The 13,506-nt window shown below is 72.0% G+C and carries 10 protein-coding genes and 1 pseudogene; 7 read left to right on the forward strand and 4 right to left on the reverse strand.

Annotated elements, in window-relative coordinates:
- Positions 1–121: 121 nt before the first annotated feature.
- Genes IO39_RS00810 through IO39_RS00820 form a run of 3 tightly spaced genes read right to left on the reverse strand, consistent with a single transcriptional unit; the run spans position 122 to position 2,945 of the window.
- Positions 122–1,405, reverse strand: coding sequence for a bifunctional RNase H/acid phosphatase (locus tag IO39_RS00810; RefSeq protein WP_043614725.1), 1,284 nt, complete (start codon positions 1,403–1,405; stop codon positions 122–124).
- Positions 1,402–2,142 carry a zinc ribbon domain-containing protein gene (locus tag IO39_RS00815; protein WP_043614200.1) on the reverse strand — a complete coding sequence of 247 codons (741 nt, stop codon included), beginning with the start codon at positions 2,140–2,142 and terminating at the stop codon, positions 1,402–1,404. The genes IO39_RS00810 and IO39_RS00815 overlap by 4 nt, the downstream gene beginning before the upstream one ends.
- A gap of 2 nt (positions 2,143–2,144) precedes the next feature.
- Positions 2,145–2,945 (reverse strand): Nif3-like dinuclear metal center hexameric protein, encoded by an 801-nt coding sequence (locus tag IO39_RS00820; RefSeq protein ID WP_043614204.1) that lies wholly within the window; start codon positions 2,943–2,945, stop codon positions 2,145–2,147.
- 116 nt (positions 2,946–3,061) lie between these two features.
- Here IO39_RS00820 and IO39_RS57345 point away from each other — a divergent pair, with 116 nt between their 5' ends.
- The 3 genes from IO39_RS57345 to IO39_RS00835 all read left to right on the forward strand — a co-directional run bounded on the left by IO39_RS57345 (position 3,062) and on the right by IO39_RS00835 (position 7,607).
- Entirely contained in the window at positions 3,062–4,801 is a 1,740-nt protein-coding gene (locus IO39_RS57345) for a flavin-containing monooxygenase (RefSeq protein WP_084772040.1), read from the forward strand.
- 306 nt (positions 4,802–5,107) lie between these two features.
- Positions 5,108–6,136 (forward strand): dipeptidase, encoded by a 1,029-nt coding sequence (locus IO39_RS00830; RefSeq protein ID WP_043614206.1) that lies wholly within the window; start codon positions 5,108–5,110, stop codon positions 6,134–6,136.
- Positions 6,137–6,500: 364 nt separating this feature from the next.
- Positions 6,501–7,607: a M20 family metallopeptidase gene (locus IO39_RS00835; protein WP_052422297.1), complete on the forward strand. Its 1,107-nt coding sequence runs from the start codon at positions 6,501–6,503 to the stop codon at positions 7,605–7,607.
- A 186-nt stretch (positions 7,608–7,793) separates the two neighbouring features.
- Here the strand turns inward: IO39_RS00835 and IO39_RS00840 are convergent, their stop codons facing one another.
- Positions 7,794–8,189, reverse strand: coding sequence for an SSI family serine proteinase inhibitor (locus IO39_RS00840; RefSeq protein ID WP_043614732.1), 396 nt, complete (start codon positions 8,187–8,189; stop codon positions 7,794–7,796).
- A 416-nt stretch (positions 8,190–8,605) separates the two neighbouring features.
- Here IO39_RS00840 and IO39_RS00845 point away from each other — a divergent pair, with 416 nt between their 5' ends.
- The 4 genes and pseudogenes from IO39_RS00845 to IO39_RS00860 all read left to right on the forward strand — a co-directional run bounded on the left by IO39_RS00845 (position 8,606) and on the right by IO39_RS00860 (position 13,449).
- Positions 8,606–10,039: an Nramp family divalent metal transporter gene (locus tag IO39_RS00845; protein WP_043614208.1), complete on the forward strand. Its 1,434-nt coding sequence runs from the start codon at positions 8,606–8,608 to the stop codon at positions 10,037–10,039.
- A 304-nt stretch (positions 10,040–10,343) separates the two neighbouring features.
- A pseudogene (locus IO39_RS59380) lies at positions 10,344–11,498 on the forward strand (zinc-binding dehydrogenase); the annotation flags it as partial.
- Positions 11,499–11,513: 15 nt separating this feature from the next.
- A complete protein-coding gene (locus IO39_RS59385) occupies positions 11,514–12,476 on the forward strand; it encodes an NADP-dependent oxidoreductase (protein ID WP_342671395.1) in 963 nt (320 codons plus the stop codon).
- Positions 12,477–12,492: 16 nt separating this feature from the next.
- Positions 12,493–13,449, forward strand: coding sequence for a helix-turn-helix transcriptional regulator (locus IO39_RS00860; protein WP_043614215.1), 957 nt, complete (start codon positions 12,493–12,495; stop codon positions 13,447–13,449).
- The last annotated feature ends 57 nt before the right edge of the window (positions 13,450–13,506 follow it).

A 13,506-nucleotide genomic window follows, 5' to 3' on the forward strand; every position in this document is an offset into this window, starting at 1 on the left:
CGGGTGAGTCTTCTGGCGGCACCCGGCACGGCCCCGATCAGCTTCCCGACGGCGCCGACGGCACGGCCCCGATCAGCTTCCGGCGTGTGCCTGGGCGAGCTCTTTGCGGCTGCGATGCCCGTCAGCGCAGGTGTGACGTGTCGTTGAACGACTTCACCACGGCCGGGCCGTCCGCGTAGTACTCGACGAGCGACAGGCACGCCACGTCGAGGTGCATCCGGTAGAGGGCCGCCAACGGCGCCAGGAGGGCGTCTGTGAGCAGCAGCTTGATGGGCGTCACGTGGGACACGGCGAGGACCGTCTTGCCTTCGTACCGCTCCACCAGCCGCTCCCTGGCCGCTCCCACGCGCCGGGCGGCGGTGGCGAAGCTCTCGCCGCCGGACGGGGCCACGTCGGGGTCGGCGAGCCAGGCGGACAGCTCGGCGGGCCAGCGCCGCTGCACTTCGGTGAACGTGTGGCCCTCCCAGGCGCCGAAGTCGATCTCCCTGAGGTCCTCGGCCACCTCGACGTCGAGGCCGGTACGGCGGGCGACCGCCTCCGCGGTCTGCCGGGCGCGCTTGAGCGGGGAGGTGACGATCACGTCCAGCCGGTACGGCTCGCGCGACAGCCTCTCCGCCGCCGCCGACGCCTGGGCCAGGCCGTTGGCCGTGAGCTCGGCGTCGCCGACGCCCGAGAACCTGCGTTCGAGGGACAGCTCGGTCTCGCCGTGGCGCAGCAGGAGCAGCGACGTGGCGACGCGGGTGGGCGGGGCCCAGCCGGTGCCCTTGCCCTGGGCGGTCTGCTGCGCGGCGGCGACGGAGGCGGTGGGGGCCGACAGCTCGGCGATGTCGCCGGCGTCCAGGAGGTCGGTCTGCCGGGACGAGCGGGGCTTCTCACGGGTGCCGGGGGCCGTCGCGGCGCGGGCGCCGGAGTCGGTCGCGACAGGGCCGGCGGCGGTGGTGGTGCCGGCGGCGGGGCTGGTGGTGGTGCCGCCGGCGCTCCAGGTCAGGCCCTTGGCGGCGGCGTCCATGGCCTCGTTGGCCAGGCGGTCGGCGTGGCCGTTGCGTTCGCGCGGGATCCAGGTCCACTCCGTCACCCGCAGCCGGCGCACGAGCGCCCCCGCCTCCGACGCCAGCGGGCGCAGGCCCTCGTTCTTGATCTTCCAGCGGCCCGCCATCTGCTCGATGACCAGCTTGGAGTCCATCCGGACCGCCACCTGGGCCCCGTCGCCGCCCAGGTCGAGCGCGGCCCGCAGGCCGGCGATCAGGCCGCGGTATTCGGCGACGTTGTTGGTGGTGACGCCGATCGCCTCGGCCGCCTCCGCCAGCACCTGGCCGTCGGAGGCGTCCTTGACGACCGCGCCGTAGCCGGCCGGGCCCGGGTTTCCGCGCGAGCCGCCGTCGGCCTCGATGACGTATGAGGTCACAGGCCCGACGCCGCCGTACGGACGAGGATGCGGCGGCACTCGTCGCACCGGAGCACCTCGTCGTGGGGGGCGGCCTTGATGCGGTTCATCTCGGCGATGGACAGGGCCACCTTGCAGCCCTGGCACCGGCCGCCGTGGAGCATGGCGGCGCCCACGCCGTACTGCTCGCGCAGCTTCTCGTACAGGGCGAGCAGGTCGGCGGGGATCTCGCCGGCGACGCCGGCCCGGCGGTCCTTGACCTCGGACGCCTCCTTGTCGATCTCGCTGAGCGCGGCGTCGCGGCGGTCCTCCGCCGCGGACAGGGCGACGCGCACCTCGTCGCGCCGGGCCGCCAGGTCGGTCACCTTGGTGTCGGCCGCCTCCCTGCGCTCCATGATCTCCAGCACGACCTCTTCCAGGTCGCCCTGCCGCCTCTGCAGGGAGGCGATCTCGGACTGCAGGCCGGCCAGGTCGCGCGGCGAGGTCACCGCGCCGGAGTCGAGGCGCTTCTGGTCGCGGTCGGCGCGGGTGCGCACGGCGTCGACGTCACTCTCGGCCTTGGCCTGCTCGCGGGCGAGGTCGCCCGCCTCGGTCTCGGCCTCGATCACCTGGGTGGCGAGCTTGGCGAACGCCTTGGAACGCTCGTCGATCTCGGCCAGCTCGGGCAGGGTGCGGCGGCGGTGGGCCAGCCGGTCAATCATGGAGTCGAGCTCCGCCAGGTCGAGCAGTCGCTTCTGGGCCTCAGGGGCTGCTTTCATGATCAAATCCCTCTTGTCCATGCATCGGTGACCGTGGCGGAGACACGCGTTTCAACGGTAACGCCACTCTCGCGCAGGATGGACGCCGCGCTGTCGAGCCAGGGCCACTCGGTGGCCCAGTGCGCGGCGTCGATCAGCGCGGGCCCGCCCGACTCCACGAACTCGCTGGCAGGATGATGCCGCAAGTCCGCCGTGAGGAACACATCGACGCCCGCGGCGGCGGCCGTGCCGAGGAGCGAGTCGCCCGCGCCGCCGCTGACCGCCACGCGCGTGACGGGACGGGACGGGTCGCCCGCCACCCGGATGCCCCAGGACGTGCGCGGCAGCCCCGCGGCCACCCGCTCCGCGAACTCCCCCAGCGTCGTCGGCTCCGCCGGCTCGCCGATGCGGCCCAGCCCGCGCCACGGGTCGTCGGGGAACGGCCGCAGCGGCACCAGGTCGCCGACCAGCCCCACGGCCCTGGCCAGGGCGTCGGACACGCCCGGATTGGCCACGTCGGCATTGGTGTGGGCGGTGTAGAGGGCGATGTCGTTCTTGATCAGGGTGTGGACGAGGCGGCCCTTGGGGGTGGTCGTGGCGACCGTGGTGGTGCCGCGCAGGTAGAGGGGGTGGTGGGTGACGATCAGGTCGGCGCCCCAGTCGAGGGCCTCCTCGGCCACGGCGGCGACCGGGTCGACCGCGAACAGCACCCGCCGCACGCCCTGCGCCGGGTCTCCGCTGACCAGCCCCACCGCGTCCCACGACTCGGCTCGCGCGGGCGGGTAGGCCGCCTCGAGCACCTCGATCACGTCTGTCAACGTCACAGCAGCCACCTGCGCAGACTACCGGGCCGCGGGGTGGTGCGCGGCGGGCGCGGGAGGGGTGACGGCAGAACGGGGTTCGGCGTAACGTAAGTGCACACTGACATCCGGAGGACGGCATGGCACCTAGCGTCGCGATCATCGGAGCGGGGTTCGGCGGACTGTGCATGGCGATCCAGCTCGAACGGGCCGGGATTCGCTCGTACACGGTGTTCGAGAAGGCCGGGGACCTCGGGGGGACGTGGCGGGACAACAGCTATCCGGGGGCGGGGTGCGACATTCCCTCGCATCTGTACTCGTACTCATTCGAGAAGTACGCGAGCTGGACGCGCCGCTATCCCGAGCAGCCGGAGATCCTCGGGTATCTCACGCATTGCGCCGATAAATACGACGTCAGGCGGAAAATCCGCTTCCGTACGGAAGTGCGGGGGCTGGTCTTTGACGGCCGGAAATGGCAGGTCAGTACCGTCTCCGCCTCCCCGGAGGACTCCGACGACTGGGAGGTCGCGGACGCTTCCGCTGAGGGCGAGGGCGCCGCGGATGACGACGGGGCCGCTGCGGACGATGGCGGCGGGGCCGCTGCGGACGATCGCGGCGGCGCCACAGCGGTCGCGAGCGAGTCCGGTGGACCCGGCGGATCGGGCGGACCCGGCGCGGCCGGCGGGACTGGCGGGACTGGCCCGCAAGGCTGGTCGGGCCCGCAAGGCTGGTCGGGCGCGCAAGGCTGGTCGGGCAGGCCGGGCGGGTCCGGGGTTCCGGGGGACGGCGAGGTCCGGACGGAGGCGTTCGACGTGGTGGTCATGGGCGTGGGGCAGCTCAACCGGCCCAGACTGCCCGACATTCCCGGCATGGCGGACTTCGACGGGGTCTCCTTCCACTCCTCCCGCTGGAACCACGCCCACGACCTCACCGGCGGCCGCGTCGCGGTGATCGGGAACGGGTCGTCGGCCGCCCAGTTCGTGCCGCACGTCGCGGAGCAGGCCGAGCACCTGTACGCCTTCCAGCGCACCCCCAACTGGGTGATCCCCAAGCCGGACGCCACGTTCGGGCCGCTGACGCGGCTCGCCTTCCACTACGTCCCCGGCCTGCAGCGCGCCTACCGGGAGTGGATCTACCGGTATGCCGAGGGCACCCTCTATCCGGCGCTCGCCCAGGGCTGGAGCGTGGACCTGCTGAGACGGCGGGCGCTCGCGCACCTGCGCGACCAGGTGCCCGACCCGGAGCTGCGGGCCAGGCTCACGCCCGACTATCCACCGGGCTGCAAGCGGGTCGTCATCGACAGCTCCTTCTACCCCGCCCTGACCAGGCCCAACGTGTCTCTGGTGACCGACAAGATCGTACGGATGACGCCGGAGGGCGTGCAGACCACCGAGGGCACGTACGAAGTGGACACCGTCATCTACGCCACCGGCTTCAAGAGCACGGAGTTCCTCGTCCCGATGCGGGTCGTGGGGCGCGAGGGGCGTTCGCTGGAGGAGCGGTGGAAGGAGGGCGCCGAGGCGTACCTGGGCATCTCGGTGCCCGACTTCCCCAACCTGTTCCTGCTGTACGGGCCCAACACCAACCTGGGGCACAACTCGATCATCTTCATGATCGAATGCCAGGTGAACCACATCATGGCCTGCCTGCCGCACCTCGCCGCGAACGGGCCCATCGAGGTGCGGCCCGAGGTGATGGCCGCCTGGCGCAGGCAGCTCGACGCGGCCATGGCCAGGATGGTGTGGGGGGCGGAGTGCCAGAGCTGGTACAAGACGGCCGACGGCCGCATCACGAACAACTGGCCCGGCCCCACGACGCTGTACCGCCGCCTGACCTCCCGTCCGCCGTGGCCGGCCTACCGGGTCGTCGGCGCGGAGTAGGACGTGCCATGGCCGGGCCGGACGTGCCTGCCGGCCCGGCGTGCCAGGCCAGGCTCGACATGCCGGGCCGGGCTCGACATCCCGGGCCGGGCAGGACGTGCCGGGCAAGACGTGCCGGACCGGGCAGGACCGGCGAGGTCGGCGGGCCGGCACTTGCCTGGTGGGCCTGGCGTGGAGGCTTGGGTTCGGGTCCGACCGGGGGCGCGGGTCTGGGGCGGGGGTGTCGAACCAGGGTCGTACAAGTGATCCAAAAGATCGGACCTGAGGGCGTTGGAGCAGCTCCTGGCCTCGCGATAACGTCCTGCCATGATGCTTCCCCTGCACCAGCGCGCCGTCGTGGCCGACACTCACAACGATCTGCTCATGGCCGTCTCCGCCAGGCCGCCGCGGCAGTGGGCCTCGTTCTTCCGGGAGAGATGGCTGCCGCAGCTGCTCGACGGCGGCGTGAACCTTCAGGTCTTGCCCGTCTTCATCGACGACCAATACCGGCCGGAGGGCGCGCTGCGGCAGACGTTGCGCATGATCGAGTGCGCCCATGTGCTGGCCGAGGGAAATCCCGACCACGTGCGCGTCTGCGTCGACGCCGACCAGATCGACCGGACGCTCGCCGAAGACAAGATCGCCCTGGTGCTCGCGCTGGAGAGCATGCCGGGCCTCGACGCGAGCGTCGAGCTGATCTCGACCATGCACCGGCTGGGCGTGCGGGTGGCCTCCATCGCGCACTGGGGTCGCACACCGCTGGCCGACGGCAGTGGCGAGGACGCGACGGGCAGCGGCCTGACCTCCCACGGCGTGGCCGCCCTGGCGGAGATGGAACGGCTGGGCATGATCTTCGACGTGTCCCATCTGGGCGCGTCCGGCGTCGCCCACGTGCTGGAGCTGGCCACCAAGCCGGTCATGGCCACCCACTCCTCCGCCCGCGCCCTGCGCGACCACCACCGCAACCTCACCGACGACCAGCTCCGGGGCGTGGCGGAGACCGGGGGCGTGATCTGCGTCAACTTCTTCGCCCCGTTCCTCGCCGAGGACGAGCGGGACATGACGCTCGACCGCCTGCTCGACCACATCGAGCACATCGTGTCGGTCGCCGGCATCGACCACGTGGGGCTCGGCCCCGACTTCATCCGCGAGGTGATGGACGACCTGACGCCGCCGTGCTGCGAAGACCTCCACACGAGAGGCGTCGACCCGAAGCAGTCCGTGCCCGGGCTGGAGGGGCCGGCCGGGCTCCCCATGGTCACGGAAGGACTGCTGGCACGCGGTCTGCCGGAAAAGGACGTCATGCAGATCATCGGCGGCAACGTGCACCGGTTCTTCGGAGAGCGCCTCTCGTGACCCCTTCCCCCACCCCAGCCGCCCTCACCATCGTCCATGCCAGGTCGGTGGATGCGTCCCATCGAGGGACGCCGAGCCCTCCCGACGACACGGCCAATGCCAGACCCGCGGACATGTCCCGTCCAGGAACAGCCGACGCGCAGGGCGACGAAGCCGATGCAAGGCCGGTGGACGTGTTCCACCAGGGAACGGCGAACGCGCCCGGCGACCTAACCCGTACCGGGCCGGTGGACGGAGCCGGCGGTGAGGTGGGGAGACGTACCGGCTGCCGCGACCGCTTTCGTTCGCGAGCACAACCACGACCGGTCCGCCGGCCGATCCAACGACCTTCACGCTTTCACGCTCTACACGGGGGACGAACAGCATGATCGACAACGCTGCCCGGGCAGCCACCGCCGCCGGCATGGTCGAAGACCTGGAGGAGCTGGTTCTGTGCGAATCCTTCTCCAGTGATCTGGAGGCCGTGGGCCGCAGTGCGAAGGTCGTGGCCGCGATGGGCGCCCGGCACCTGGGCGTGGTGCCGGAGTTCCTGGTGATCGAAGGGGTCACCCACCTGCGCTGGTCCTTCGGCACGCCCAAGGTGCTGCTGCTCGGGCACCACGACACGGTCTGGCCCATCGGCACTCTCGCCACGCACCCGTGGTCCGTGGTGGACGGGGTGGCGCGCGGGCCGGGCGTGTTCGACATGAAGGCGGGGCTGGTGCAGACGTTCCACGCGCTGGCCGGCCTCGATTCGCTCGACGGCGTCACGCTGCTGGTCACCGGGGACGAGGAGGTCGGTTCGATCACCTCGGCGCGCCTCATCCAGGACACCGCGCGCGGGCTGGCCGCCGCCTTCGTCATGGAGGCCAGCGCCGACGGCGGAGCGTTGAAGACCTCCCGCAAGGGCACCTCGCTCTACACCGTCAACGTGCACGGCAAGGCAGCCCACGCCGGCCTCGAACCCGAGAAGGGCGCGAACGCGGGGATCGAGCTGGCCCACCAGATCCTGGCCATCGCCGGCCTGGGGGCCGGTGCGACCACGGTCACGCCCACGGTCCTGTCAGGTGGCACGACACTCAACACGGTTCCGGCGGCGGCCACGGTGGGGGTGGACGTCCGGGCGGCGGAGACGGCGGAGCAGGAGCGGGTGGACGCGGCGATGCGCGCGCTCCAGCCGATGGTCGCGGGCACCCGCCTGGAGATCGTCGGCGGGCCCAACCGGCCGCCGCTGGAGGCCGCCATGTCGGCCGACCTCTTCGCACTGGCCCAGGAGCTGGCGGCGGGGCTGGGGCTGGGGCCGCTGACCTCGGCTTCGGTGGGCGGCGCTTCCGACGGCAACTTCACGGCCGGGGTGGGGTGCCCGACGCTCGACGGGCTGGGCGCGGTGGGCGGCGGCGCGCACGCCGACCACGAGCACGTCATCGTGTCCGAGATGCCCGGCCGAACGGCCCTGCTACGCGCCCTGATCGAAGCAGTCCGCACCCGCTGACGCCCCACGGCCTACGGCCTCATGGCCCATGCCCCACGGCCCCACGCTCCCACGGGAATTGCGAGGACTGCGGCGTTGCGGGGATTACGGGGACTGCGGGGGGTCGCGGGCCGTGGGCCAAGCCGGCCGTGCCCGTCCGCGGGGGTGGGACACGGACGGGCAGGGGTCATGGGGTTCGGCGGTAGTTCAGACGACCGGGCCGAGGGTTCTCTTCATGACGCACTCATTGGGGAACTGCCTGAGGTACGAGACCGGCATGCCGTACCAATGGCCTTCCACGGTCACGTCCACCGGAGCGAGGATCAGCTGGCAAGGGCCCGGATCATAGTTGAGGTCTTCGATGTACCCGTTCACGCTCCGCACCGCGTCGCAGGCCAGTTCCGGGCGAGGGTGGAGACCTCCGTCCGGGTCGCAGAACAGGCGCACCGCGTACGCACCGCCCGCTTCGGGCGTGACGGTGATCGTGAGCTGCGCGCTCGCGGCGGCGACGGCGGGAAGTGACGCGAACGGGGCCGCGAGGGTGGCGGCCGCGCCCAGCCCGAGTACGGCAAGCCTGCGGGCGACGGTGTGCGCGAACGGCATGAGAACCTCCTGCTCAATGGACGTCCCGCGGCGGGAGCGCGGCCCCACCATGACTACCGTCTGTGATCGTAAAGGGACTAGAGGTGACACAGCTAGCTAGGCGTGATCACTTGGTTAGGGAGTGGTGTCGGTACTGGGCATAGACGTGATCGCCGAACCGGGCGCGAGACCGGGTCGGACGACGGGGAGAGTGCCTGGTAGGGGGCCGCAGGCTGCGGATCGGGCGGCAGGAAGGGTGCCTGGTGGCAGCGGCAGGCGGCAGGTTGGGGGGTGGGGATTGTGTCTGGTGGAGGGTGGGTGGGCGGAGGAGAGTGCGGGACGAGAGTGATGCGGGGTGGTAATTAACTAGGTATTCCACCGGTGTTTCGGGCCTCTGTAATGTGTGGCGATAGGCAAGCTGAACTGAGGAGATCCGCATGGCGGAATTCACCCCCACCGTTCCTGCGCGAGTCCTACCGGCCGTCGCCATCCGCGACCTTCCCGAACCACCCCGTTCCACCTGGAGAATCATCGGCCCCGGGCTGGTCGGTGCCGGCGTCGGGCTGGCGTCCGGGGAGTTCATCCTCTGGCCGTACATCGCCTCACAGGTCGGGCTCGTCTTCATCTGGGGCGCCGCGATCGGCATCATCACCCAGTGGTTCCTCAACATGGAGATCGAGCGCTACACCCTGGCCACCGGCGAGACCGCGCTGACCGGTTTCAGCCGCATGTGGAAGCACTGGGGCCTGGTCTTCGTGATAATGACGCTCTGTTCCAACCTCTGGCCGGGCTGGGTGACCACGTCCGCGACCATGGTGACGTATCTGACGGGCTCCGGCGAGGGGTCCGTGCGGTGGATCGCGATCGGCATGCTCATCCTGATCGCGCTGAGCCTGACACTGGCACCGGTGATCTACACCGCTCTGGAACGGGTGATCTTCGTGAAGATCGCTCTGGTGGCGACGCTGGCCGTGGTGGCGATCGTGGTCGCGATCAACGCCGAGAGCTGGCTGGAGCTGGGCAAGGGCCTGACCGTCGGGGCCCAGTTCCCGGTGCCGCCGCTGGACTTCGCGGTGCTGATGGGCGCCATCGCGTACGCCGGGGCGGGCGGCGGACAGAACCTGTGCCAGAGCAACTGGATCCGCGACAAGGGCTTCGGCATGGGCCTGTACGTGCCGCGCCTGGTCAGCCCCGTCACCGGCCACGAGGAGGCGGCCGCCTCGACCGGCTTCCAGTTCCCGCCGACGAAGGAGAACCTGGCGCGGTGGAAGCAGTGGTGGCGGTTCGCCAACATCGAGCAGGCGTGGACGTTCGCCATGGTGTCGTTCGTGACGATCGCGCTCATGTCGATGCTGGCCCACTCGACGGTGTTCGGCCGGGAGGGGCTGGCCAACAGCATCGGGTTCCTCCAGGTCGAGGGTCAGGTGTTGCAGGAGGTCGTGGGCACGTGGTTCGGCCTGCTGTTCTGGGTGATCGGGGCGCTGGCGCTGTTCGCCTCGGCCATGGGCATCGTCGACTACACCTCGCGGCTGGCCTCCGACACGCTCAAGACGGTCTACCTGCGCGACAAGCCCGTCTCCGTGAACCGCGTCTACTTCTTCACGGTCTGGGCGATCGCGCTGATCGGGATCGGCATCCTGCTGGCGGGTCTCGACCAGCCGCTCATCCTGCTGGTGTTCTCGGCGTGCTTCGCGGCCGTGATGATGTTCGTGTACTCGATCCTGCTGATCGTCCTCAACCGGCGGGCACTGCCGCAGGAGATCAGGGTGCGCTCGTTCCGGCTGGGAGCGCTGATCTGGTCGGTGGCGTTCTTCGGCACGCTGACCGTGATCGTCGTCATTCAGCAGGCGCAGCGGCTGTTCGGCGGGTAGTGACCGGAACGGGTGATCGACGCCCCGGCGTGCGCTCTCCCTTCTGACTCCACACTCCACACTCCACACTCCACACTCAGGCTCCCGCGCTGCCTCGGCGTGCGGGAGGCGGTGCGGGGAGGTGGTGTGGGGAGGTGGTGTGGGGAGGTGGTGTGGGTGGGGGCAGCCTGCGAGAGGCGGCCTGCGGAAGGCGGCCTGCGGAAGGCGGCCTGCGGGAGGCAGTCCGCTGATGGTTGGGCTGTCTCTCGCATGGATCGTGGCATGACTTGACCTCAAGGTAACTTGAGGAAGCAGACTCGACGGCATGAAGACTGTCGAGGTGACGAAGTTCGGCGGCCCCGAGGTGCTCGTGGCCGCGCAGGCGCCGGACCCCGTGGCGGGGCCGGGCCGGCTCGTGATCGGCGTGTCGGTGGCGGACGTGATGTCCATCGACGCTCAGTTGCGGGCCGGGTGGGGGCGCGACTGGTTCCCGGCCGCGCCGCCGTTCGTGCCGGGGACCGGGGTGGCCGGGCGAGTGCTTTCCGTGGGCGACGGCGTGGACCCCTCCTGGGTGGGGCGGCGGGTCGCGGCGCTGCTCCCCCTCGGCGGCGGGTACGCCGAGCGCGCCGTGGCCGCCGTGGAGACCGTCGTGGAGGTGCCCGATGAGCTGCCCTTGTGGCGGGCGGCGGCGCTGATCCAGGTGGGGCCGGCGGCGTTGAGCCTGGTGACGGCGGCCGGGCTGCGGCCGGGGACGCGGGTGCTGGTCACGGGTGCGGGCGGGGCGCTGGGGCTGCCGATCGTACGGCTGGCGAGCGCGGCGGGCGCGCGGGTGACGGCGGCGGCCCACGGCCCGGAGAAACGCCGCGCGGCCCTGGAGGCGGGGGCGGCCCGGGCCGTCGACTACCCCGAACTGGCCGGTACGGGCGCAACGGCCGACCTCGACCGGCCCTGGCCGAGCGGTGCGGACCAGGCCGGAGGATCCGAACCGCCCGTGGCGGATGGCGGCGGACCGGCGGGCGACAGCGGACCGGCGGCCGACGGCGGACCGGTGAGCGACGGCGGACCGGTGAGCGACGGCGGACCGGTGAGCGACGGCGGACCGGTGAGCGACGGCGGACCGGCGGGCGACGGTGGACCGGTGGAGGGGCGGGGTGGGCGGTTTGAGGTGGTGTTCGACGGGGTCGGCGGGAAGGTGGGGGCCGAGGCGTTCGAGCTGGTGGAACCCGGCGGAACGTTCTTCGCGTACGGGGTGCCCAGCGGGTCTACGGCCCTGATCGACCCGGCGGAGGCCGAGCGGCGCGGGGTGCGGGTGGTCGGTATGGAGCAGGTGCAGTTCGCGCCGGAGGAGTTCAGGCGGCTGGCCGAGCTGACCCTGCGCGAGGCCGTGGCGGGCAGGCTGACCACCGCCGTCGGCCTGGCCCTGCCCCTGGAGCGGGCGGCCGAGGCGCATGCCGCGCTGGAGGCGCGCGCGCTGGTCGGCAAGGCGGTGCTGCTCGTGACCGCCACGGCGGTGCGCTACCGGGAGCATGGCGGGCCCGAGGTGCTGGAGCTGGAAGAGGTACCGCTCCCCCAGCCGGGGCCGGGCGAGGTGCGGGTCGCGGTACGGGCGGCGGGGGTGAACGCCATCGACTGGAAGCTGCGCACGGGCTTCCCCGGTGGCCCCGGCGATCCTCTCGACGGCCCCAGGGGCACGGGGATCGAGCTGGCGGGCACGATCGACGCGCTGGGCCCTGGCGTGACCGGGTGGCGGCTGGGCGACGCGGTGTTCGGGCAGGTGGCGACGGGGGCGGTCGCCACGCACGCGATCGCCGACGCCGCCGCGCTGGCGCCCAAACCGGACGACCTCACGTACGAGGAGGCCGCGGCGTTGCCCGTCGCCGTCGAGACGGCCGGGCGCGCGCTGGACCGGCTCGGGATGGCGGAGAGGACGACGGAGGGAACGGCGGAGAGGACGGCGGAGGGGATGACGCTGCTGATCCACGCGGTGGCGGGTGGCGTCGGGCTGGCCGCGGCCCAGCTCGCCCTGGCCCGCGGGGCCAGGGTCATCGGGACGGCGAGCGAACGGCACCACGCGTTCCTGCGCGCCCTCGGGGTCCATCCCGTCGCGTACGGCGAGGGGCTGGCGGAACGCCTGCCGGAGTCGGTCGATCGGGTGCTGGACGCCTCGGGGCGGGGCGAGCTGGAGCTGTCGGTCCGGCTGACCGGCGACCCGGACAAGGTGGTCACGATCGCGGACCCGGCGGGCGCGGCCCGGCTCGGGGTGCACTTCTCCAGCGGCGGGAAGAGCACGATGCGAGAGGGTTCGGGGGAGGCGTTGCTCGCCGCCGCGCGGCGGGTACGGCTGCCGATCGCCGAGGTGTTCCCCCTGGAGCGCACGGCCGACGCGCATCGCCGCAGCCAGGACGGGCACCTGCTGGGCAAACTGATCATCACCACGGAATCGTTCTTGCCGCGTTGACCGGCACACTGGTGCCATGTTGGAAACCTCGGCCCGCCTGCTCAAGCTGCTGTCCCTGCTGCAGGCCCACCGTGACTGGTCGGGCCCGGAGCTGTCGGCCAGGCTCGGCGTCTCGACCAGGACGATCCGCAACGACGTCGAGCGTCTGCGCTCGCTCGGCTACCCGGTGCACGCGACGCCGGGCGTGGCGGGCGGGTACCGGCTGGGCGCGGGGGCGGCGCTGCCGCCGCTGCTGCTCGATGACGAGGAGGCGGTCGCGGTGGCGGTCGGGCTGGGCCGGGCGGCCGGGGGCGGGGTCGAGGGGATCGAGGAGACCTCGGTGCGCGCCCTGGCCAAGCTGGAGCAGGTGCTGCCGTCGCGGCTGCGCCGCCGGGTGAGCGCGCTCAACGCCTACACGGTGCAGATCACGGGCAACGCTCCGCCGGTCCCGCCGGAGGTGCTGACCACGCTGGCGAACGCGGCCCGCGACCACGAGCGGCTGCGTTTCGACTACACCGGCCATGGGGGCGGGGCGAGCGTGCGGAACGTGGAGCCGTACCGGCTGGTGCACCGGCACGGGCGCTGGTACCTGCTGGGCTACGACGTGGACCGGGAGGACTGGCGCACGTTCAGGGTGGACAGGGTGTCGCCGCGCACCCCGTCCGGTCCCCGCTTCACGCCGCGCGAGCTGCCGGGAGAGGGCGACGTGGCGGCGTACGTGGACAAGGGCGTGAACACGGCGATGTGGCGGTACCACGCGACGGTGCTGCTGCACGCGCCGGCCGAGCGGATGGCGGCGCTGCCGCTGCGCCTGGAGGTCGAGCCGGTGGACGAGGCCACGTGCCTGCTGAAGCTGGGCGGTGACGACATCAACGGGATCGCGGTGTGGATCGGCTTCCTCGGCGTGGACTTCGAGGTGATCGACCCGCCGGAGCTGGCCGAGCACGTCCTGACCCTGTCCGAGCGCTACAAGCGCGCGGTCAGCCGGCGGTGAGCGGGGCGCGGCACGCCGGTCAGCGGCCGGTGAGCGGGGCGCGGCACGCCGGTCAGC

This window comes from Nonomuraea candida (assembly GCF_000725485.1).
Classification (GTDB): Bacteria; Actinomycetota; Actinomycetes; order Streptosporangiales; family Streptosporangiaceae; genus Nonomuraea; species Nonomuraea candida.